Here is a 22,206-nt window from a genome sequence, read left to right as displayed (position 1 = left end):
TTTAAAATATACATTTTTTTGAAACATTTGCTTGAAACCTTCACTTATACTAGGGGCTGTTCAAGTTTTTTGATAAAAAAAACTGAAAAATTCAAGTAAAGGAGATAAATAAATGAAGAAATGTTGGAAGAAGCAGCTTAAATGGGTGTTGGCACTGATTATGTTTGGCTTATTCACAGGTATGTTAACTACCAGAACTTTAGCAGATACCTATGACTTTAGTTATCAACAAGATACAGCTGGAAATTATTTGAAAAATGGTTTAAGTGAAGGAAATACCTACAATTACAACTTTGGAAATGCAGATGATGCTTCGTTTGATGAGGAAGGATATGTTGACTATCAAGAAGAAGCATATGTCAAAAAAAGTGTAAAAGAAGCAGATACACAAGGCTTATTTGATGTTACTTTGGACGTAAAAGGAAACCAGATTACTACACCAGTAGATTTAGTCATGGTCATTGATTATTCGTCCTCAATGACAGGAGAAAAATTGGAGAGTGCATTGCTGGGACTGCAGCAGTTTGGAAATGAATTATCTGGTGCATTAGCCAATGGAAATGTGCGAATCGGTATTGTCGCATATAATCGTTATGTGTATACAACGAATGGTTTCTCAACGGATTTGGATTATTTGGAGGATTTTTTACGAAACACAGCGGAATCACATTCCGGAACATTTATGCAAAAAGGACTGTTGGAAGGACAGCGTATGTTGATGGAAGAAAGCCGTCCGGAAGCTGAAAAATTGTTTATCCACATTGGTGACGATAGTGCAAACCGCAGTTATTTACCCGCAGAAAATGCGCAAGAATATGCTAACAACGGAGAAATCACTGATTATAACGGTTATCATACAAACACATATGTTGAAGAATTTCAAACCAATTCTGAACAATATTATACAACGAGCAGTAATCCTACAGATACAAATGCTATTCCTGTGAACAGTTCAGTAGTAACAGATGCTACATTAGGAACGATCATGTCTATAAAAAAATCAGGAGTTGTTTGTTATTCAGTAGCAGTAAACCCTTCTGCAAGAGGCGAGTATATTGGGCGAAATATGGCGTCTGATTCCCAGAAGTATCTGACAATCGATGAAAATTTAACAGGACTAGGTTCGGCATTGAAAGAAATTGCTAATCAAATCGATAAAACCATTCCAAATGGCACAATCACCGATCCGATGGGAACAGATATTTTATTACAAGGAGCAGGAAACTTTACACCCGAAAATTATCAATTACAAGCTTGGAAGAGAGACAGCGAAGGAAACTGGCAGCCAGCAGCTGATCTTTTGGAAGGTGTGACAGTTGGAGAACAGAATCAGACGTTAACGATTTCTGGTCTTTCTTTAGGTAAAGATGAACGTATCACTTTGACCTATCAAGTGCGATTGAATACGGAATCTGAAAATTTCAAAGGGGAAACATGGTATTTGTGCAACGGGCGCACAACATTAGATCCAACCGGCGAGAATGAATTATTGGATTTCCCGATTCCTTCGATCAAAGCACCAACTGTACAGCTAAAATTGACAAAATTATGGGAAAATGTTCCTTTAGACTTGATTCCTGATTCCATTGAATATACGGTAGCAAGAGCTGACGTGGCTGATCCGACAAATTGGACTACTTCCGATGTACAGCAATTAACGAAAAAAGAAAATTTCGAAACGGACATTGAAACAGTGACTGTCGCTGGGGAAAAAGTTGTCTTGCCAAAATATAATAATAGAGGCGAAGATTTTGTTTATACAATCAATGAAGTCAATGTCCCAGATGATTTTGAAAGTACACTAACAAGTGACGGAAACCATTTTACACTAACCAATCGACAAAAAGAAACGGAACCTACAGACACGACAGAAACGGACACAACAGGTACCGAAACAACGGAAACGACAACCGAGACCACGGATACAGGAACAAGTACAACGGAAACGACAACCGAGACCACGGACACAGGAACAAGTACAACGGAAACAACAACCGCAACCACGGATACAGGATCGATTCCTACAGAAACGACAGATACAACAACCACAACAACGGAAATCCCAGAGACAATGACCACTGAGCCGTCAGATACTGGAACATCATCCGCTGAAACGACAGAAACAAGTACGATTGAAACAACCGGAAGTATGACAGAAAACGTAGTCCAAAATACTACAGATTCAGATACAAAAAACGAAGATAAAACGTTGCCGAAGACCAATGAGAATCATAAAAATGAAATTCTTCTTTCTATAAGCGGCTTAATTATCCTCGTTCTAGCAGGTGGTATTTTTATCAAAAAGAACCACTGATCTAATGTAAATAACTAATAAGAAAAACGATAAAATGGCTGTTGCATTTTATCGTTTTTTTGACTTATTAATTACTTGTCAATGTTACAGAATCGCCTTCAATCAACTGGTAACCGAGATTGATTTTTTCAATCAAGCGAGGATTACTGATTTTTTCAAAGAGCAGATTGACTGCATGTTCGCCGATGGCTGTTTGGTTTTGTTCAATATGGGTAAAAACAAAGGCATTCAAATCAAAGATATTGATTGTTGGATGGTCGAAACACACGATGGAATAATCGTTCGGAACAGATTTTCCTTGTTGCTCAATGGCACTTTTTGTCAACAAAGCAATATTGTATTCAGTAGTGAATAATGCTGTAATGTCTGGGTTCTCTTCAAGGAACGTTTTGATAAGTTCAATATCTTCAGTAATCTTTCTTTCCGAACCTGGAACAACAGAATCAATCGTTGATAAAATCTGTTTCTGGCTGACTGCTTGATTGGCATCAATATGCGCAGACAAGAAGCCGTCTACGCGTTCGTCGATAGTCGACACACTACTATCAGAAGTAATCAGCCCGATTTTCTGATGATTTTTAGCGAAAAGATAGTTCGTCAATTCTTTTGCTGCAGAAAAACTATCTGTTTGCACACTGCAAATTGGTAAATTATCCATCAAACGATCAATCACTACGATCGGAAAATCTTGTGAAATCAGCTCTAAGATTTTCGGAGACGTATATTCAGAAGAGGTAGGCAAAAGGATTAGGCCTTGGATTCCTTTGTCAATCAATTCCTGGATCAATTCATTCTCTTTTTGCACATTGCCATAACTGATTTTGACAATCACGTTTATCTTTTTTGCGTTATTATCCAAGATAGTCCGTAAGATTTGCGCCCCAAAAAAATCAGTAAAGTTTGTAATGACTAATCCAATGGTCATGCTGTCGATTACTGCTTCTGTTTTACGGTTATTGACGACCACAGATCCTTTTCTAGGTTTTCTGATGATGTAGCCTTCTTCTTTTAATAAATCTAGTGATTTTTTGACAGTGATCGTACTGACGTTATAGATAGCAGAAAGTTCTTTTTCAGTGGGCAATGTATCATTTATTTCGTAAGTACTAGACTCGATTTTTTGCTTTAAATCCATATAAATCATTTTATATAACGGTTCACTCATTGTTTTACCTCCAATAGGTTATATTTATATATTAAATATAATATATATAAATTTCAAGTAATATCTTTTGAAATACCTCTTTGAAAGCGTTGACAAATAGTTAATCATTATATATAATTCTGTTTGTAAGATATTTAATATATTTTAATTTATTTAATATATAAAAGGGGGAGGAACGTGTTGGAATACACCAAAAGAGGAAAGAAGAAACGAGGAATCAATGAACAGCAAAATATTGCTTATTTGTTTATTTTGTTACCAGTCATCTTATTGATCGTTTTTGCAATAATCCCCATTTTGATGGCTTTGTATTACAGCTTTACGAACTATAACATTATTGAAACACCTCATTGGGTAGGACTTCAGAATTTCGAAAGGATTTTCAGAGATGAATTTTTTCTTATTTCTTTGAAGAACACAGTTGTTTATACGTTGCTGTATGTTCCGCTAGGCTTGATTGTTGCTTTAGGTACAGCGATTCTGTTAAACAAAAAATTCAAAAGTGTTGGATTATTTCGGACCTTCTTTTATCTGCCGGTATTGTGTTCATCCGTAGCTACGGCGACGATTTGGTATTGGCTGCTGAATCCGCAATATGGTCTGATCAATCAACTGTTGCGAATCGTAGGAATCAATGGACCAGCGTGGTTGTATAGTTCAAATTGGGCAATGACAGCGATTGTTATCATGAGTGTCTGGATGAGTTTTGGCGGGAATATGATGATTTTCCTCGCTGGTTTACAGGGAATAAATCCTGCATTATATGAAGCTGCTGATATCGAAGGTGCTAACAGTTGGCAGAAATTTATCAGTATTACTTGGCCGCAGCTTTCGAAAACGACTTTTCTTGTGACGACACAATTGATCATTAGTGCGTTCCAAGTATTCGATCAAGCATATATGCTGACGCAGGGCGGTCCAGGAAATTCAACGATCACACTCGTTTACTATATTTATAATAAAGGGTTTGGCGGTCTGGAAATGGGCTATGCTTCCGCACTTTCTTTCCTACTATTCTTATTGATCTTTGTTTTTTCTTTGGTGAATATGAAGTTTACGAATAAAGAAACCAATTAGGAGGAGAAAAAATGGTCAAGAAAAAGTATATGAAAACAACGATTTGGTATTTGTTAGTCATACTGATCAGCTTAACGACTGTTCTGCCATTTTTATGGACGATAGCCACATCATTTAAATCTGACAGTGAGATTTTAAGCGGTTCCATGAGTTTTATTCCTCAGCATTTTACTTGGGATCATTATAAAGAAGTCTTTGCAACAATGCCATTTTTGAATTATCTAAAAAACTCATTGATTTTAGCTCTAGGAGGTGTAGCAACAAATCTGTTTTTTGGTTCTTTAGCCGGCTATTCATTTGGACAGCTTCGATTTAAAGGAAAAAAAGTGATTTTCTTGATTTTTCTTGCCTCGATGATGATTCCTAGTATTGTCACGATGATTCCGACTTTTATCGTGTTGAGAGGTTTTCCGTTAGCAGGGGGCAATGATTTTACAGGCTCTGGCGGCCTCGGTTTGATCAATACGTATTGGGCGATTTTGCTTCCAGGAGCCGCTGGTGCTTTTTCGATTTTTTTCATGAAGCAATTTTTTGAACAACTGCCAAGAGAATTGGGAGAAAGCGCACGAATCGATGGTGCAGGCGAATTCAAGATTTTTTGGACGGTGTACTTTCCGTTAGCCAAACCAGCTTTGACAACTTTAGGAATAATGACATTCCAAGCAGGATGGAACGCCTTTATGTGGCCATTGATCGTTTTGAATGCCGAAGAAATGAAAACTGTACAAGTCGGATTAGCTTCTTTCCAATATAACTTTAGTACCAACTATGGACCGTTGATGGCAGGAACGATTTTAGCAACATTACCGGTCTTAGTATTATTTATATTTGCGCAAAGAAATTATGTTCAAGGCATCGCAGAATCAGGAATAAAATAAAAAGGAGAGCAGAACATGAAAAAATTTATAACAGGGTTGCTGACGATTGGTTTGATTGGGATCTTAGGTGCTTGCGGGAGTAGTGAAAAGAGCAGTGCAGCAGACGACGGCAGAGAAAAAATCACATTCTGGGGTTCATGGAGCGGCGCACAAGTGGATCAGTTAAATGAGCTGATTGATAAATACAATGAGAGCCAAGATTCTTATACGGTCACTTACAGAGTCCAAAATAATGTAGAAGAAAAGCTTTTGACAGGAATGGCTGGGGGCGAAATTCCTGATGTCGTATTGTGGGATCGAGTAAACACGTCAATGTATGCTGAAAAGAATGCGTTGTTGGATTTAGATGACTTGATAAAAAAAGACAATGTTGATCTGTCAACTTTTTATGAAGAAACAGTCAAAGAGATGCAATATGACGGCAAACAATTCGGTATGCCGCTGCTTGTGGATAACAGATCGATTTTTTACAATAAAAAATTACTGGATGAAGCAGGTGTACAACCGCCAACCACTTGGGCAGAGCTTTTAGATGTAGCGAAAAAAACAACCAAATGGGATGGGAATCAATTAGTCCAAGCTGGATTTTCTTTGGATGATGTCGGCTTATTCAATATGTGGCTGCAGCAAGCTGGGGGAACAATGCTGACAGAAGATAATACCAAGACTGCTTTTAATTCAAAAGCGGGTGCAGAAGTTTTAGATTTTTGGAATCAGCTGCTTGATGCAAAAGTTTATCAGCAAGGTTTTAGCGATGGATCAGATGCGTTCGCAGCTGGCAAAGTAGCTTTGGCATATAACGGTCCATGGGCGCTAGCAGACTATGACAAAGTTGAAGGTTTAGATTATGGTGTGGTTCCGCCTGTTTCAGGACCGAATGGAGACAAAGGTGCATTGACTGGCGGTTTTGGACTGGTTATTCCTAAAACTGCTAAAAACAAAGATGCTGCTTGGGACTTTATCAAATGGTGGACTACCAATCCAGAAGTTGGCATCGAATTTGCCAAAATCTCTAATTGGCTTCCAGCAAACAAAGAAGCAGCCCAAGATAGTTATTTCATGGATAACGAAAAATATAAAGCCTTTGTCGAAACTATGGACTTTGCAAATATTCGTCCAACAGTTCCTGGATACTCTGATTTAGAAAAATTAGCAGTCAATCCGCAATTAGAGAATTTCATTTCTGGCAGAACATCTGCAGAAGAAGCATTAAGCAATGCGCAAGCACAGGGAGATAAAATTTTGAAAGAAGGTTCAAGTGAATGACAAATTTTAAGACAGCAGCAGATATTGCACAAAAAAGTATTGATTATTTTTATGCTTCACCAGATAAAAAACAATTTATGAACAACGTCTATCCATTGAAGAACGAAAAAGAAAATGAAGTATTCAACTATTGGTGGCTGGCTCATTTAGTAGATGTAAGAATCGATGCTTATCTGCGTACGAATGATGAAGAATATTTGAAGATGGCAGAAGAAACTTACCGTTATAATAAAAACAGAAATCACGACACGCTTCTGCATGAATACTACGATGATATGTTGTGGAACGCTTTGGCCGCTTTACGATTATTCGAGTTGACGAAAAAACAAGAATATTTTGAAGATGCAAAAGAAGTTTGTTTGGATATTTTTGATACCGCTTGGAATGATTATATGGACGGGGGCTTTGCTTGGAAACGAACACAACTGGACTATAAAAATACCCCTGTCAATGCACCAATCATTATTTTAGCATTACGGCTTTATCAAATTGAAAAAGATTCTATTTATCTAGAAACAAGCAAGCGGACTCTTGCGTGGATGAAAGAAAAACTTGTCCACCCTGACTCTCAATTTGTCGAAGATGGTATCAATCGAAATGGTGATGGAAAGCTAGACGAACAATGGCGTTTTACGTATAACCAAGGTGTATATATTGGCGCACTGCTTGAATTTTATCAAGTAACGAAAGAACAGACATACTTAGAAGAAGCGCTGCAGTGTGCGAAAACGTCTATTGAAACAATGACGGAACAAGGTGTATTCAACGATGAAGGAGACGGCGGCGATATCGGTTTGTTCAAAGGGATCGAATATCGTTATCTGAGACTGCTTTATCAAGAAACACACGCTGGGTTTATCAAAGATTTTGTAGAAGCGAGCTGTACTATATTGATTGAAAATGCCTTAAAAGATGAGCATTTGTTAGCTTACCGAGACTGGTTAGTGACAGAGACGCCAAATAGTGTCTATTTGTCAGATCATTTATCCGGTGTGATGGCATTAGAAAGTGCAGTATCTTTATAATCATCAAATGACAGTTGCTAAAGGAGAAAAATGATGACATATAGCAAAATACCGCATTCTGTTGAAACATTTATGCAGGAAATCACGGAAAAATGCGGAGAAGAACATAAAAAATGGGCAGATAATTTCAATGCTGCTTTTGCCAATACTTTATTGACGACAGTGAAACGACATGAAGACGGGACGACATTTTTACTGACAGGAGATATTCCTGCGATGTGGTTGAGAGATTCTACCGCACAAGTAAGACCTTATCTTTATTTAGCTAAACAAGATGAGGATTTAGCTGATATGATTGCTGGGCTCGTAAAAAAACAATTTTATTATATCAATATCGATCCTTATGCCAATGCGTTCAATGAAACAGAAAACCACGCAGGACATCAAGACGATCATACAGAAATGAACGGCTGGATCTGGGAACGAAAATACGAGATCGATTCTTTGTGCTATCCAATCCAGCTTGCGTATCTTTTATATAAAAATACTGGCAGAACAGAACAGTTCAATGCAGAATTTGAAGCAGGCGTGAAAAAAATCTTAGAAGTTTTTACCATCGAGCAAAATCACGAACATTCAACGTATCGATTTGTGCGTGAAACGGACAGAAAAGAAGACACATTAATAAATGATGGAATGGGAGCAAAAGTAGCAGAAACTGGTATGACTTGGTCAGGATTCAGACCAAGTGATGATGCATGCAAATATGGTTATCTTATTCCTTCCAATATGTTTGCGGTCGTTGTATTAGGTTATCTGGAGACGATATTCACGTCTATTCTAAAAAATGATGAATTGAAGCAGAAAGCAGTACAACTGAAAGAAGAAATACAAAAAGGAATCCAAAATCATGCATTTACTAAAAACAGTCAAGGGGAAAAGGTTTATGCCTATGAAGTAGATGGTCTTGGAAGTGCATCGATTATGGATGACAGCAACATACCTAATTTGATTTCAGCTCCTTATTTAGGTTATATAGAAAGCGACGATGAACAATATCTACAGACAAGAAAGACTCTTTTAAGTAAAGAAAATCCGTATTACTATAGTGGGAAATATGCAAGCGGTATCGGTTCTTCGCATACACCAGAAAATTTTGTTTGGCCAATCGCCATGGCGGTGGAAGGATTGACTTCTAATGATAAAAAGGAAAAAGAACGAATCTTAAATCAGCTGACAGCCATTGACGCTGGAACGAATTTGATGCATGAAGGTGTCAATGTAGACGATCCAAATGAATACACACGTGAATGGTTTTCCTGGGCGAACATGATGTTTTGTGAGCTGGTCATGGATTATTTTGATATCCAAATAGAAAAATAAGCAAAGCTCGATGCGGCTAAAATCTTTCTCCTTTTTCAAAAATAAATACTGCAAATTGCCATAAATTTATTGGTTGAAACACCGTTATACACGTTTCTTAATAAAAACTTAAACAATAGCTGAGGGAATCTATACTTGTATAAACAAGAAGATCGGTAAAAACATTGTTATTTCAATGTTTTTACCGATTTTTTTTATTATTAAAATAAAAAAAATAAACCATTTCCCCATTTTATTTCCTGAATTTTCAGTCTATTTTCTGAAAACGCAAACGAGATCCTTTAGAGTGGGAATAACAATTGTTATTAATTTTCTTTGACGTTTGTATGTCTCTTTTTTTACAAAAGAAAAGAAGAAGAAAAAAACTAGTTTCTTCCTATATATAAAAAACGAAAAAACAGCTTCTTGAACGAGCGGAAAATATCGTTCCTATTTTCAAAAACTGAATTTTTTTGAACAAAAATCATTCAAAATTTAATTAAGACTGATTTATTTAAATAAAGAACTAGTCATTTCATGAGAAACCTAAAAGTCTCTGCGCCGGATTATTAAAAAAAAGAGAGAGATGCTATAATCGTTCACGTCGTTAAAAAACAACGATTTTTTTATTGCCTTCGATTCGTTTTTTTTGAAAAATAAAAATTTTATTTTGATTTTACGCTGGTTTATAACAGTTTTTATTTTTATTTTTATATTCCACAAAAAAATAAAATAAACTCGGTTATGAAATTTTTTTATAATGACATTAGATTGGCAGCCAGGACAATCCGAGAATTTCATGGGAATGGAGGAGGATTATGAAAAAGTTTTTAATGGGGATGTTGCTTTTTTCATTTACGGTTTTCGTATGTATAAATTCTGATGCGTACGCAGAAGAAAAGAAGTATGAATCGAATGGACAAACGAGTTTCTATGGAAATTATATTTATCCAGATGATGAAAAAAAAGAAACGAAAGATAACGTTGGACCATCTTCCAGAAAATTTGATGACCAGATTTCTGGTGGTTCGCATAATAGATTTTCAAAAAAATCCTATAACCGACATCCTAGAGAATCTGAAGACTATGTTACAGCTGGCAAAACTATTCTGCCTAGAACAGGAGATTTTATTGATCCACTATATTCCATCATTGGGATTGGATTACTGCTAGGAATGTTTGGACTGATTTATAAGGAAAGAAAAAAGGAGATGAAATAATGAAAAAAACAATCATATTGACTTCCGCTGCTATCTTGTTAGGAATAGCTGTTCATTCAGCTGTACCAGTCGATGCAAAAGAGTATAACACAGATGCAACGATTACTTTTGAAGCTGGCGACGATGAAATAACACCACCAGTTGATCCGGAAAACCCTGATCCCTCAAAACCAGTTGATCCAGTCGACCCTCCAGGACCAGGAACTGGCGGCGCGTTGTCAATCGATTATGGCTCAAGGTTCAAATTTGGCACTCAGAAAATCTCAACGGCAGATAAGACTTACTACGCTGCTCCTGATGAGATGAAAAATGGAAGTAAGAAACCAACTTATGTCCAAATCACGGATACACGGGGAACATTAGCTGGCTGGAAGTTAAGTCTTTCTCAACCAGAACAGTTTAAAACAGCCGGAGGAGAAGAATTAGCTGGTGCCCAGTTGTCATTTACAAAAGGTGAGATGGCTTCGTTAGTTGATGCCCAGTATGAGCCTGGTACTGTTTCTTCAGAGATGACATTGACACCAGGTGAAAGCAATGTGCTGGCAATCAACGCTGAGCAAGGTAAAGGAATCGGAACATGGGTTTATCGATTTGGGCCAAATGTGGAAGCAAATAAAGAGGCAGTCCAACTATTTGTTCCAGGAAAATCAGTGAAGTTAGCTCAGCAGTACACGACAAAATTAGTTTGGTCATTAGAAAATACACCAAATAACAATTAATAGAATAAAAAGGGAGAGAAATGAAAATGTATAAAAAACAATTAATCGGTCTTTTAGCTTTAAGCTCATTTGGATTGGCAGCTATTGCAACTCCAGTTAGTGCAGCAGAGTATGAATCAAACGGAGCAGTGGAATTTATTCCTAATTTAGATCCAACAGATCCAGTTGATCCAACAAATCCAGATCCATCGAAACCAGTAAAACCAATTGATCCAACAGATCCAGATGGCCCCAACCCAGGAACACAAGGACCATTATCTATTGACTATGCATCAAGCTTAGACTTCGGTAAAAATCGTATCTCTAATAAAGATCAAGTTTACTTTGCTAGAGCACAAAAATACCAAGAAGGTCATGCAGACTCACCAAACTTTGTCCAAATTTCTGACAACCGCGGAACAAACGGCGGCTGGACACTAACAGTTAAGCAAGAAGAACAATTAAAAGCAACAACTGAAACACTAAATAACGTCTTGACTGGTGCGCAAATCAAACTATCTAATCCTACAGTAAACAGCAACGCACAAAATGTAGCTGAGCCAATAGCAAACGATGCAATCGAGTTAGTACCAGGTACAGGCTCTGTAGTTACAACCGCTGCACAAGGCGCAGGAGCCGGCACATGGGCTACTTACTGGGGAGAAGTTGAATCCGTTGAAGAGCGTGATGAAAATGGAGAAGTACAAAATGTCAATGTAACAAAAGATGTTCAGTTATCTGTACCAGGGTCAACACCAAAAGATGCTGTGAAATATCAGACAAAACTGGTTTGGGCGTTAACTGATGTTCCAGGAAACTAAAAAATAGGAGTGAAGAGATATGTTGAAAAAAAATATATTAACCACCGCAGCAAGCTGGTTATTAATAACAAATATCTCTCCTGTTATCAATACTTCAAATTTCGTTACACCCGTTAATGCGGAAGAGACTACTTCTTCTGCGCTGACAAACGAAAGTCTTCCCCAATACGATTTGCCTCATTCTGAAATGAGAAACAGCGAATCGATTTCAGAAGAGTCTGTCGATCGTGAAACCACGGCAGCTAGCGAGGAGACAGCCGCTTCTGGATCAGCCAGTGACGAACTGAAGAATAATGAGAGTGAAGAAACAAGTACTTCAGAAAAAGAAAGCGAAAGCACTCAATCAACTGAAGAAACGACAGTTGAAGAAGAGTCCAGTGAAACTGACGGTACTAGTGAGACAGCAATGGCTCCAGCTGGTGTTGCTGAAGTAAAAAGCTGGGATGAATTTAAGCAAGCTGTTCGTGATGAAACAATTACAAAAATCGTTCTAATGAAAAGTTTTGACAATCCAAGCAGTTCAGATTTTTCTTTCAGCAGCTACAGCCGAAAAAATGATTTAGAGATAGATGGTCAAGGAAATCGAGTGGATTTTAAAAATTCTTCCATCCAGTTAGGATCACCCAGCGGAACAGGGAATTTTCATATGCATGATATTGTTTTAAATCAGCGTTATATCGGTGCCGAAAGCGAAGATATAGTAGGAACACGTTTGAATTATACAAATGGCGGCAAATGGCGATATCGTTTTGGAAATATCAAAACCGAACCTGGTGTACAACGATTGGCAAGAGCCTCTCACTCAGAAGTGACCCTTTATGGAAATATGGACTTAGATACTCGAGCAGAAAATTTCTACTTGGGCAGTTTGAAAATGGAAGACGGTACGCAATATAAAGGGAACGTCAACTTCTATAACTTCTCTATTTTCTGGTATAACGTTGAAGCATCAAGTACTTCGACAGGAGCAAGTAAAGAATTTACTATTGGAAAAGATTGCAGAGTAGATTTGACACAAAGCCAAACCTCGGGAACAACTTATCCAGCTGTTTATTCTTATTATCAAGCATTGACGGTAGGTGAAAACAGTACATTCAATGTCAACATGCCCGGGAACGCGGTACGTTTTGATATGAATGGTTCTGGAATGAGGATCAAGTCAGGAGCGGTCGTGAATCTTACAAGTAAACAAAATTCAGGTTCTGTTGTTTCTTATAGTAATGATAACACGTATTTGATTGTGGATCCTAAAGCTTACTTTTATACCATTGGAAGAAGCAATCAGCCATTGATCAATCTTTCTGCTAACGGTTTAGGAACAGGGGATTGGAGCAGACAAAACAACAAATTAGTGTTGAATAGTCCAGCGCAATACGATATCCGTAATCTAAGAGATGGATACACCGCAGTCCAAGTTGCTTCAGGAAGCAATTCCTCGAATAATTTCCAAATTCTTGATGCCGATATCGACTTGTGGAAGTTATCCACAAAACCTTTAGGACCATCTGACGAAGCTTATTCGAAAGTTAGTTTTTTTGCAGTAAGCGGAAATGGTTCTTCTGAAATAGTGAAGACTTCTGCTGCGGGTTTGCGGCAATTTTCTCAAAGAAACTATCGAAGGATTTCAGGGATGAACCAGAATCCTGTAGTGGAATGGACACCAGTAACTGATGCAGATAAATCAGCAAAAGTGCGTGTAGTTATCGGCTATGTACCAGATAACAATGGTTTAGATACAGAAGGAAAAATCAACTATATCCCAGTTTATGCTTCAAAAGATCAAGCAGTAGTAACTGTCACAGATACACATGGTGAAGTCAAAAATAATCTTCCAACTGATGTCGACGGCTATGCTTACTATAAATCAGATAAATTCAATATTGCTGGGAAAGAGATGGCTGCTGTTGCACAACGAGGACCGTGGTCTTCTGAAGAAGCAGCAAAATATAAAGTAATTGATGTGACACCTCCAGACCCTGCAGTTGTCGATGGCGGGAATACTCAACCTCCCACGATCAAAAAGTTATCGGGGAAAGGAGAACCTGACGCAATCGTTACGCTTGCATTGAATGGCATCAAGCAAAATGGTATTACTACTCGCATAGATAGTAACGGAAATTGGACGCTCTCAATAGAAAATCTGGTGCTGAAAAAAGACGATATTCTGCAGCTGTTTTTGCAAGATACGAGTGGAAAAGTCACACAGATTCCTGATCCGCCAAAAACAAATAACAACGTAGGAAACATCCAGCCAGAAGAAGATTATTCTTACAGAGATGCCGTGTTTAAAAGTGCTGTGAAGATACGCATTATCGGCACCTTGGAACTTACTTCTGTACCAGAAAAAATCGATTTCGGCACACAGAAAGTCAGCAATGTTCCAAAAGAATACCGACCAGATGTAACAGGAAACCTAGTTATTTCTGATACAAGAGGAGACGAAAAACAAACATGGCGACTTTCTGTAAAAGAAAGCAGACCACTTGTTTCTGATAAAAACGATCTTTCCGGACTTCTTTACTACACCAATAGTAAAGAAGCATTGAACATCGGAAAAGACTACGTAGTCGTAGAGGAAAGAAAACTGACAGAAGATGGCAGCATCAATTTGTCAAACGAATGGAATAGTGAAAAAGGTCTTAGTCTAAGAGTACCAGTAGAAAAACAACGTATTGGGAAATATGACGGAACTTTATCCTGGACATTGGAAGATGTTCCAGGGAATGAATAAAAGAATGGAGAATGTATATGAAAAAAGCATCAGTATTATTTTTATCAACGTTAGCATTAGCGGCACTTGCTGCGCCAGCACAAAGCTTTGCAGCAGAATACACATCAAACGGAATCGTGGAATTCAAACCAAGTGAAGACCCAACAGATCCAAGCGACCCGACAGATCCGACAAATCCTGTAAAACCAATTGATCCTACAGATCCAGATGGCCCAAATCCGGGAACAAATGGACCATTGTCGATCGACTACGCTTCAAGTTTAGATTTTGGCGTACAAAAAATCACATCGAAAAACGAAACGTACTACGCAGCGCCGCAAAAATATCAAGCTCTTGATGCACAAGGAAATCCTGATACAGAAGTAAAAGAAGGACCAAACTATGTCCAAGTTACAGATAATCGCGGGACAGAAGCAGGCTGGACATTGAAAGTAAATCAAAAAGGACAATTTACTTCAACTTCTGGAAAAGAATTAACAGGTTCAGTTATTACATTCAAAAACGGTAGTGTCGTAACAGCTTCTGATTCTGGTGAGCCAACAGGACCAGCGACATTTGCTCTTGACCCATCAGGTGTACAATCAGATGTAATGGCTGCTGCTGCAGGAAATGGTGCTGGAACATACCTATTCACTTGGGGTGATGCTGATAATGCAGCAGAAAGCATCGAATTGAATGTACCAGGTTCTACAACAAAATATGCAGAAAAATATTCTACTCAATTAAACTGGACATTAACAGATGTTCCAGGAAACGAATAATCCACATTTTATTTTGAATGAAATCCATGTTCAATCTACTTGCTTGCACGATTCAGCATGGTGAAACTTTAAAAACACTTCATACTTTCTAGTTTTGTAACTTATTCATAAAAAAACAGTAACTCATAGTAAAAAAAGAAACGGTGATTTCCGCTTACATCACCGTTTCTTATACATACTATTCATAATATTAAGGAGAGATATAGTTGAAATTGATAAAAAAAATCGTTGGTTTGGTTGTTCTAGTTTTAGGGATGTGTATGATAAATGTTCCTTTTGCTCAGGCTAGTGAATTTAACTTTGCAGTGACACCGATTATTCCAAGTACACAGCTTGACCTTGAAAAGACTTATTTTGATTTGAAACTTGATCCAGGACAAGAAGAAAAGTTAGAGGTCTTATTAAGAAACGATACGGATAAAAAAGTGGAAATCGATGTCTCAGTTAATAGTGCGACTACAAATTCGAATGTTATCGTAGAATACGGAGAGAATGAAATTGAAAAAGATGAAAGTCTAGAATTTGATTTAAAAGATTACGTCGAATATCCAGAGGCTTTAACTTTGCAGCCGAACAGTGAACGCATCATAGAATTTAAAGCAAAAATGCCTAAAGAAAAATTTGACGGTGTATTAGCTGGTGGTATCACTTTTAAAGAAATCAAAAAAGAACAAGAAAAAAACGATGAAAAAGAACAAGGTCTATCCATTAAAAACGAATATTCTTATGTCGTCGCTCTTTTGATGCGTCAAAATGAAAATGAAGTAGCCCCAGATTTGAAATTGAAGAAAGTCGAACCTGGACAAATCAATGCAAGAAATGTGATTCTCTCAACTATCCAAAATGATAAAAAAACGTATATCAATCAAGTTGCTGTCCAAGCTAAAATCACCAAAAAAGGCGATTCAGAAGTTTTATACAAAGAAGATAAAGAAGGATTGCAAATCGCACCTAACTCCAATTTTTCCTTCCCAATCTCATTAAAAGGAGCTGCATTGGAGCCAGGGGATTATCATCTATCCATGACTGTTTACGGAAACAAAGAGGACGAGGGTGAATTTGTTAAAGAAAAGGGAACTGAAGCCCTTCGATTTAAAAATCAATGGAAATTTGAACAAGACTTTACGATTGATGGCGAAACTGCTAAAGAATTAAATGAAAAAGATGTTTCATTGAAGAAAGATAACACGTGGCTCTATATTTTAGCTGGATCATTGCTGCTGCTTTTAGTTGTTCTCTTGATCATCTGGCTAGTTTGGAGAAAAAAGAAAAATGAGGAAGAAAAAGTTTAAGATTTTGATTATCTTTTTGTTGATCACAGGGACGATTTTTCTTTGCTTCCCTATCATCAAAAATACTGTAACATTGATAAAAATCAAAAATACAACAATCAGCCAAAAACAAAAAATATCTGACAAAATTCCTAATGAATCAGTCATCTATCCGACCATGGAAGACTATCTTGCTGTTTCTCCTGAGATTGTAGGAGGAGCAGCTGGTCATTTGACTATTTCGGCAGCTGATATTTCTACGCCGTTATTTATGGGATTAGATAATCAAGAATTATTATTCGGCGCTGGAATGATGTATCCGGATCGGAAATTTGAAACAGATAATGTAGTGATTATAGGACATCACTTAGGTATAAAAAGTTTGCTTTTTGGTAACTTAGTAAACGTGGAAGCAAAAATGCCGATAAAAGTTGTTTTTTTAGGAAAAATTTATTCGTACAAAATAACTTCACGAAGAATCGTCAAAGAAAAAGAAGTAGCAGTTCTGGACAATACATTTTCTCCAAGACTTACTTTAATCACCTGTGACCAGCCCGACATCACGGATAAGAGAATCGTTGTTACGGCCGAACCTGATGGAAAAAAAGAAGACAAAGACAGCGAATTTTTAAAAGAATCAAAAGAACAAGAACAAAGAATCATTAGAAAAAATATCGTTAAGTACAGCGCAGTACCAATAGCAGCCATCTTGATCGTGTTATTGGTTTCAAGTTATTGCATTTGGCGATTTGTGTAGGAGACGTTATGAATAAGCACAGGAATATATTATTGTGGAGTTCTGTTTTGATATCGATTCTACAATTTTCTGGCGTAGAGGCAAGTGCAGAAAGAAAGAATCCAATCTATGATCCGACAAATCCAAATCAAGAAGTCCAACCTATTGACGGCGATAACTACGGTGACGGAGGGATTTCGACTGAAACAGAGCAGTCAGAAGAAGTAGAGAACGTGGAAGAAAGCACAGAAGAATCAGAGGTTATTGAAAACAGCAAACCCAAAAAAATACGTAAAGAAAAGAAGAAAAAGAAGCCTAAAAAAAGAGCACAGGTGATTTTAACAGACGATCTTTTTGATGAGGAAGAAGAAAATCGTGTGACGGATTTTCCTAGTATTGGGAGCGGTGGAGCAAATGAGGAGGAGTCTTTTTATTTGAGGTTGATAAGTGATTTGGCGGGGATAGCCATTTATGGAGAAGAAAGAATTGATGATTTATGAATTACGGTGTTTTTTTAAACAAAGATGACCAACGCTGCTATTCTTTACTAAAATATTTGGAAAAAAGCGTGACACTGTCAGAATCTCTCTTAAAGATCCAGGAAGATATGGGGTTTTCATCATTTATCTTAAAGAAGACAATTGAGAAAACCCAAGAAGATATTGAACAGTTAGGTTTAGAAGAAAGTTTCAACTTGTCTGCTTCAGAAGGCGAACTAACTTTGGAAATCGATGGAAATTATTCTAGTAAAGTTTTATTGTCTCATTATATTGCGAATTCTCTTGGTATGGGGCTTGTTATTTCTTTTTTTAAAAGAAACTATCGATCAATGGAAGAATTTGCTGAAAAAAATCATGTGAGCTATTCTGTTGCTTATAGTACATTACAGCAGTTGAAGAAAAATCTCAAAAAGTATCAGATTTTTTTTGAAAAGAAAAAACTAACAGGCAACCAAAAAAATATCAATCTTTTTTTGTACAATCTGTTTTCTATAACTAATTTGTCTTATAAGGAACTGTACACAGTTAGAACGATTCGAGAAGCAAAACAGTTGATGGAAACATTGTCTGAAAAGTACGTATTTACAGCATTTGAGCAAAAAAAATTATTTCATTATTTGGCGATTTTTATTGAAAATGATGGGAAGATGAATACAGAGATCGATGCTGGTGTGACCAGTTTTTTTAACGAAATCTGTTTTCAAGAATTTCAATTCTTTTACCCAAAAGCTTCCAAAACTTTTACCTATAGTATGATTTTTTGGCTGTATCTTCATGGGAAACTAGCAGAAAATTGTGTAAACATAGACAGCAACGAAGAAATAAATAAGTTGAATCAGCAATTTATTTCCAGCTTTGAAGAAAAATTTACAGAACTAAATGGAACAATAAAAAAGACATTGCAAGAAGAACTGTCTAAAATTCATTTCAATGTGTTATATTATCCAATCGATATTTTTGAGCAATTTGAGATGAATATTACTTTTTTTAAACAAAACTATCCTGAGTTCTATTTCCATTCCTTGGAATACGTCAATCAAAAAAGTAAAGAATCTGAACGTTTGGAAAAAGTGAAAGTCTTTTTGTTTTTCAACTATTTGATGTTGCTGATTACACAAATGCCTATCCATTTGGTAAATAAGCCAATCAACATTTTGATTGATTTTTCGTATGGCGAAGGATATAACCGATTCATCAAAAAAAATCTGGAATTTTATGTCAATCTGAATGTCTCAGTAATTGATCCAGAAGCAGCTACTCAGCCCGATATAGTTATTACAAATGTAAATAATCTTTACCATGATGAAGCTGTCAATGTTGTCGTTTGGTTAGACCCGCCTCGTTCTGTCGACTGGGTGAACTTGACGAATGTAATGTTGGAAATCAAAAAAGCAGAATATGAAGAAAAAATCGAGAATACATGAATATGAAAAGAAGAAACTACCTTGAATGAGCATACAGCTGCTTGTTCAAGGTAGTTTTGTTAACGATTGATAAAGAACTCACTAGAATTTTTTATGGTTTTTAGATTATTTTCTAAATCAGGACGGATCATATCAAGGAATAAATGATCTAACAAAAATAAAAGAGCATTTCTAGAATAGGTAGGTATTTCTTTGAAAAAAAGTTCTTCTTCTTCCAGACATCCTATAGAAATGACTAAATCTGCATGCTTGCTGATTGTTGAATGGATGCCGTTAGTAATCAGTATTTTGCAGCAATCTTCAGGAAGAAAAGAAAGACATTGAATGATTTCTTCACACTCGCCGCTATTGGAAATCATTAAGATAACATCATTTTTTTGAAGGATAGGGATGTTTCTCAACTGTTCTTCAAAGGACTGAAAAAAGAGGATTTTTGCTGGGGAGACTTTGTGTACTTTAAAATAAAAATCTTTTGCAGGAATTTGCGACATCTGATGAGCCAAAATATAGATTTTTCCTGTTTTTGCCAGCAGATCGACTGTTTTTTTATATGCAGAAGTAGTAATAACTTTATTGACACACGAATAAGGATAGAGAAGTTTGTCCTCGTTCGAACGGATTTTTTGTCCACTTGAAAATTGGAATTTCAATTCTTGAAATCCGCTGTATCCTAGTTTTTTAGAGAATTTAATAATAGCGCTAGGAACACTGAATGTTTTTATAGCAAGTTCTTTTACGGTCATTGAAGAGATGAGTTCTGGATTTTGGATCATAAAATCAGCAATATCTTTTTGATTATGTGTAAGGGCATCATAAATTTTATTAATACGTAAAATAACATCATTCATTATTAAGATTCCTTTCTGCAATGATATCTTTTTGAGAATAAATTTCCAAATTCACTATACATATTGAAAATAAGTTCTCTGCTAAGTTATACTCTATCAAGAAAGCGCTTTTATTTCAATAGCATTTATTTTTAAATTATGAGAGGGGAACAGAAGCCATGAAAAAACTAGTGGGTGTGACAGGATGTGCGGCAGGAATCGCGCATACTTATATGGCGCAAGCGGCAATCGAAAAAGCAGCAGAAGAGTTGGGAATAGAAGCAAAGGTTGAAACGCAAGGGACGATTGGCACAGAAAATGAACTGACAGAACAAGAAATAAAAGAGGCAGATTTAGTATTGATCGCAGCAGATATCATGATCGATAAGAGCAGATTTGTAGGTAAAAAGTTAATAGAAGTCGACACAAATACTGTATTGAAAGATCCAAAGGCTGTGTTGACCGAGGCTGAAAAAAATGCTGTGGTGTTTGGAGGAAAAGGGACAAAAATCAATGGTTCTATGGAAATAGGAACATCAAGTAATAAATTTGTCCGTTATTTGATGTCTGGGTTAACAGACATGATCCCTATCACTATTGCTGCTGGGTTGCTGTTAGCAATTGCAAATGCTTTTGCTTTTCATCCCGATCCAAACGATGCCAATCTAGTAGTTTGGGGATTTACTGAAAATGCAAGTGGTGAATTTTTTTCTAAACTATTTGATTTAGGTAAGGTCGGCTTTACATTGATGATACCAGTTTTTGCCGCAGGTGTTGCTCGAGCGATTGGAGACAAACCTGCTGTAGCGCCAGCTTTTATTGCTGGATACATTATCAATGATGCAGGTTTTTTGGGCACAGAAACTGGTGCTGGTTTTCTTGGTGCGATATTAGTTGGTTTTGGTGTAGGTTATCTGGTCAAACTTTTGAAAAAAATCAAATGGCCTGAATTGATTAAACCAGTTGTTCCAATTTTGATTATTCCGCTTATTGCAACGTTTATGTCTTTTGTTGTGATCTATTATCTGATTGGGCAGCCGATTGCGATTGGTATGAACGCACTTTATGATGTAATCAACAATGTTACTGTCAACTATGCTGCTGCACCAATTATTTACGGAGCTGTTTTAGGCGGGATGATGGGTGTCGATATGGGCGGTCCAATCAATAAAACAGCAATGCTTGTTTCTTCCGCGATTTTTGTCGATACCATGAATCAATTTGGTCCGCAAGGTGTAAATGCGATTCCTCAAGCAGCAACAGGGGCAGCAATCGCCGTAGCGCCGCTTGGAGCAGGACTAGCAACGATTTTGTTTAAAAAATATTTCTCTACAGAAGAACGAGCATTAGGTTCATCAGCAATCGTTATGGGGCTGGTAGGTGTAACAGAAGGTGCGATTCCTTTTGCTGCGGCCCATCCTTCATTGATTATTGCTAACACGATTTCATCGGGGATTTCAGGCGCCTTAGTAGCAGCTATGGGTATCCAATTTTATGGCGGTATCGGTTCACCGCTTGGAGCATTTGTCGGCTATACTACCGGACCGAATATGTCATGGCTGTTATGGATAGGAGCAATTTTATTTGCTTCGCTAATCAATGCTTTCTTCTATCGTTTCTTCTTAAGAAAACGAGTGTTGAGTTAGAAAGAAGCTCTTTATTTAGATTTTCTATGTTTCAGCAGATTAATAAAAAAAATTATTTGGTAAAAGCATATATTAAAGGAGAGGAACAAAATGACAATGATTTTTTCAAAAGAAAATATTTTCTTTCCAACAGAGTCTCTAGAAAATAAGCAAGATTTATTCAAGCAGATTGCACACCAAGCTTGGGAATTAGGTTACGTGGAAGCAGAACAAGCTTGTTTTGAGGGATTAAAAGAGCGCGAGGAACAGCAAACAACAGGGTTTCAAGAAGGTTTCGCGATTCCTCATTGTAAAGACCAGACAGTAAAAAGCCCAAAGTTATTATTTTTTAAAACAAATCCGATACCTTGGGACAGTTTAGATGGATCTGATATCACGAATTCATTTGTTTTGCTGATACCAGAACAGTCTGCAAAAGAACACTTGAAATATTTATCGTTGATTGCACGCTCATTGATCGATACAACGTTTAGACAGGAACTCAAAGCGGCAACTACAAGTGAAATGATTTATCAGTTGATTACAGAAAAGTTGGGGGTTTGAT

19 protein-coding genes are annotated in these 22,206 nt (G+C 36.9%); 17 read left to right on the top strand and 2 right to left on the bottom strand.

Going from position 1 to position 22,206, the window contains the following annotated elements; translation table 11 throughout:
• Window positions 1-112 precede the first annotated feature (112 nt).
• The gene (locus IGI64_RS09850; RefSeq protein WP_429940349.1) at window positions 113-2,314 is read left to right on the top strand and encodes a VWA domain-containing protein; all 2,202 of its coding nucleotides are present in this window, start codon (window positions 113-115) and stop codon (window positions 2,312-2,314) included.
• A 67-nt stretch (window positions 2,315-2,381) separates the two neighbouring features.
• Here IGI64_RS09850 and IGI64_RS09845 read toward each other — a convergent pair whose 3' ends face one another.
• Window positions 2,382-3,479 (bottom strand): GntR family transcriptional regulator, encoded by a 1,098-nt coding sequence (locus tag IGI64_RS09845; RefSeq protein WP_016623224.1) that lies wholly within the window; start codon window positions 3,477-3,479, stop codon window positions 2,382-2,384.
• Between the two features lie 180 nt (window positions 3,480-3,659).
• On the opposite strand from IGI64_RS09845, the gene IGI64_RS09840 reads away from it, so the two are divergent.
• The 14 genes from IGI64_RS09840 (at window position 3,660) to IGI64_RS09775 (ending at window position 19,189) form a co-directional block, all read left to right on the top strand.
• Window positions 3,660-4,556 carry a carbohydrate ABC transporter permease gene (locus IGI64_RS09840; protein ID WP_429940348.1) on the top strand — a complete coding sequence of 299 codons (897 nt, stop codon included), beginning with the start codon at window positions 3,660-3,662 and terminating at the stop codon, window positions 4,554-4,556.
• Between the two features lie 11 nt (window positions 4,557-4,567).
• Entirely contained in the window at window positions 4,568-5,434 is an 867-nt protein-coding gene (locus IGI64_RS09835; protein ID WP_016623226.1) for a carbohydrate ABC transporter permease, read from the top strand.
• Window positions 5,435-5,449: 15 nt separating this feature from the next.
• Complete coding sequence (locus IGI64_RS09830) at window positions 5,450-6,700, top strand: ABC transporter substrate-binding protein (protein ID WP_429940347.1); 1,251 nt, start codon at window positions 5,450-5,452, stop codon at window positions 6,698-6,700.
• The gene (locus tag IGI64_RS09825; protein WP_429940346.1) at window positions 6,697-7,725 is read left to right on the top strand and encodes a glycoside hydrolase family 76 protein; all 1,029 of its coding nucleotides are present in this window, start codon (window positions 6,697-6,699) and stop codon (window positions 7,723-7,725) included. The genes IGI64_RS09830 and IGI64_RS09825 overlap by 4 nt, the downstream gene beginning before the upstream one ends.
• Before the next feature lie 33 nt (window positions 7,726-7,758).
• Window positions 7,759-9,048 carry a glycoside hydrolase family 125 protein gene (locus tag IGI64_RS09820; protein WP_429940344.1) on the top strand — a complete coding sequence of 430 codons (1,290 nt, stop codon included), beginning with the start codon at window positions 7,759-7,761 and terminating at the stop codon, window positions 9,046-9,048.
• Window positions 9,049-9,845: 797 nt separating this feature from the next.
• Window positions 9,846-10,247: an LPXTG cell wall anchor domain-containing protein gene (locus tag IGI64_RS09815; protein WP_429940343.1), complete on the top strand. Its 402-nt coding sequence runs from the start codon at window positions 9,846-9,848 to the stop codon at window positions 10,245-10,247.
• The gene (locus IGI64_RS09810; protein ID WP_429940342.1) at window positions 10,247-10,966 is read left to right on the top strand and encodes a WxL domain-containing protein; all 720 of its coding nucleotides are present in this window, start codon (window positions 10,247-10,249) and stop codon (window positions 10,964-10,966) included. Before IGI64_RS09815 ends, IGI64_RS09810 begins: the two co-directional genes overlap by 1 nt.
• 26 nt (window positions 10,967-10,992) lie before the next feature.
• Window positions 10,993-11,766, top strand: coding sequence for a WxL domain-containing protein (locus IGI64_RS09805; RefSeq protein WP_429940341.1), 774 nt, complete (start codon window positions 10,993-10,995; stop codon window positions 11,764-11,766).
• Window positions 11,767-11,785: 19 nt separating this feature from the next.
• Window positions 11,786-14,497 carry a pectate lyase-like adhesive domain-containing protein gene (locus IGI64_RS09800; protein WP_429940340.1) on the top strand — a complete coding sequence of 904 codons (2,712 nt, stop codon included), beginning with the start codon at window positions 11,786-11,788 and terminating at the stop codon, window positions 14,495-14,497.
• Window positions 14,498-14,514: 17 nt separating this feature from the next.
• Window positions 14,515-15,258: a WxL domain-containing protein gene (locus IGI64_RS09795; protein ID WP_429940339.1), complete on the top strand. Its 744-nt coding sequence runs from the start codon at window positions 14,515-14,517 to the stop codon at window positions 15,256-15,258.
• A 254-nt stretch (window positions 15,259-15,512) separates the two neighbouring features.
• Window positions 15,513-16,550 (top strand): DUF916 and DUF3324 domain-containing protein, encoded by a 1,038-nt coding sequence (locus IGI64_RS09790; protein WP_429940771.1) that lies wholly within the window; start codon window positions 15,513-15,515, stop codon window positions 16,548-16,550.
• Window positions 16,531-17,286, top strand: coding sequence for a class A sortase (locus IGI64_RS09785; protein ID WP_429940338.1), 756 nt, complete (start codon window positions 16,531-16,533; stop codon window positions 17,284-17,286). The genes IGI64_RS09790 and IGI64_RS09785 overlap by 20 nt, the downstream gene beginning before the upstream one ends.
• A 47-nt stretch (window positions 17,287-17,333) precedes the next feature.
• Complete coding sequence (locus IGI64_RS09780; protein WP_430596456.1) at window positions 17,334-17,765, top strand: hypothetical protein; 432 nt, start codon at window positions 17,334-17,336, stop codon at window positions 17,763-17,765.
• Window positions 17,762-19,189 (top strand): helix-turn-helix domain-containing protein, encoded by a 1,428-nt coding sequence (locus IGI64_RS09775; RefSeq protein ID WP_429940335.1) that lies wholly within the window; start codon window positions 17,762-17,764, stop codon window positions 19,187-19,189. Before IGI64_RS09780 ends, IGI64_RS09775 begins: the two co-directional genes overlap by 4 nt.
• A gap of 59 nt (window positions 19,190-19,248) precedes the next feature.
• Here the strand turns inward: IGI64_RS09775 and IGI64_RS09770 are convergent, their stop codons facing one another.
• Window positions 19,249-20,037 carry a MurR/RpiR family transcriptional regulator gene (locus tag IGI64_RS09770; RefSeq protein ID WP_429940334.1) on the bottom strand — a complete coding sequence of 263 codons (789 nt, stop codon included), beginning with the start codon at window positions 20,035-20,037 and terminating at the stop codon, window positions 19,249-19,251.
• A gap of 158 nt (window positions 20,038-20,195) precedes the next feature.
• Between IGI64_RS09770 and IGI64_RS09765 the strand changes: the two genes are divergently transcribed.
• Together IGI64_RS09765 and IGI64_RS09760 are read left to right on the top strand one after the other, a co-directional pair.
• Window positions 20,196-21,662: a PTS fructose transporter subunit IIC gene (locus IGI64_RS09765; RefSeq protein WP_429940333.1), complete on the top strand. Its 1,467-nt coding sequence runs from the start codon at window positions 20,196-20,198 to the stop codon at window positions 21,660-21,662.
• 90 nt (window positions 21,663-21,752) lie between these two features.
• Window positions 21,753-22,205 carry a PTS sugar transporter subunit IIA gene (locus IGI64_RS09760; protein ID WP_429940332.1) on the top strand — a complete coding sequence of 151 codons (453 nt, stop codon included), beginning with the start codon at window positions 21,753-21,755 and terminating at the stop codon, window positions 22,203-22,205.
• The last annotated feature ends 1 nt before the right edge of the window (window position 22,206 follow it).

The organism is Enterococcus sp. DIV0210g (assembly GCF_050559705.1).
GTDB classification, from domain to species: Bacteria; Bacillota; Bacilli; order Lactobacillales; family Enterococcaceae; genus Enterococcus_B; species Enterococcus_B faecalis_A.
Note: the sequence above shows the minus strand (reverse complement) of the source record. Positions and strands in the feature narration are given on the sequence as shown.

What these genes read in the sequence shown, in the direction of transcription:
- IGI64_RS09765 (WP_429940333.1), top strand. Translation starts at nt 20,196, where the DNA reads ATGAAAAAACTAGTGGGTGTGACAGGATGTGCGGCAGGAATCGCGCAT.
- IGI64_RS09830 (WP_429940347.1), top strand. Translation starts at nt 5,450, where the DNA reads ATGAAAAAATTTATAACAGGGTTGCTGACGATTGGTTTGATTGGGATC.
- IGI64_RS09790 (WP_429940771.1), top strand. Translation starts at nt 15,513, where the DNA reads ATGTGTATGATAAATGTTCCTTTTGCTCAGGCTAGTGAATTTAACTTT.
- IGI64_RS09815 (WP_429940343.1), top strand. Translation starts at nt 9,846, where the DNA reads ATGAAAAAGTTTTTAATGGGGATGTTGCTTTTTTCATTTACGGTTTTC.
- IGI64_RS09850 (WP_429940349.1), top strand. Translation starts at nt 113, where the DNA reads ATGAAGAAATGTTGGAAGAAGCAGCTTAAATGGGTGTTGGCACTGATT.
- IGI64_RS09800 (WP_429940340.1), top strand. Translation starts at nt 11,786, where the DNA reads ATGTTGAAAAAAAATATATTAACCACCGCAGCAAGCTGGTTATTAATA.
- IGI64_RS09770 (WP_429940334.1), bottom strand. Translation starts at nt 20,037, where the DNA reads ATGAATGATGTTATTTTACGTATTAATAAAATTTATGATGCCCTTACA.
- IGI64_RS09760 (WP_429940332.1), top strand. Translation starts at nt 21,753, where the DNA reads ATGACAATGATTTTTTCAAAAGAAAATATTTTCTTTCCAACAGAGTCT.
- IGI64_RS09785 (WP_429940338.1), top strand. Translation starts at nt 16,531, where the DNA reads ATGAGGAAGAAAAAGTTTAAGATTTTGATTATCTTTTTGTTGATCACA.
- IGI64_RS09805 (WP_429940341.1), top strand. Translation starts at nt 10,993, where the DNA reads ATGTATAAAAAACAATTAATCGGTCTTTTAGCTTTAAGCTCATTTGGA.
- IGI64_RS09825 (WP_429940346.1), top strand. Translation starts at nt 6,697, where the DNA reads ATGACAAATTTTAAGACAGCAGCAGATATTGCACAAAAAAGTATTGAT.
- IGI64_RS09795 (WP_429940339.1), top strand. Translation starts at nt 14,515, where the DNA reads ATGAAAAAAGCATCAGTATTATTTTTATCAACGTTAGCATTAGCGGCA.
- IGI64_RS09835 (WP_016623226.1), top strand. Translation starts at nt 4,568, where the DNA reads ATGGTCAAGAAAAAGTATATGAAAACAACGATTTGGTATTTGTTAGTC.
- IGI64_RS09845 (WP_016623224.1), bottom strand. Translation starts at nt 3,479, where the DNA reads ATGAGTGAACCGTTATATAAAATGATTTATATGGATTTAAAGCAAAAA.
- IGI64_RS09775 (WP_429940335.1), top strand. Translation starts at nt 17,762, where the DNA reads ATGAATTACGGTGTTTTTTTAAACAAAGATGACCAACGCTGCTATTCT.
- IGI64_RS09820 (WP_429940344.1), top strand. Translation starts at nt 7,759, where the DNA reads ATGACATATAGCAAAATACCGCATTCTGTTGAAACATTTATGCAGGAA.
- IGI64_RS09810 (WP_429940342.1), top strand. Translation starts at nt 10,247, where the DNA reads ATGAAAAAAACAATCATATTGACTTCCGCTGCTATCTTGTTAGGAATA.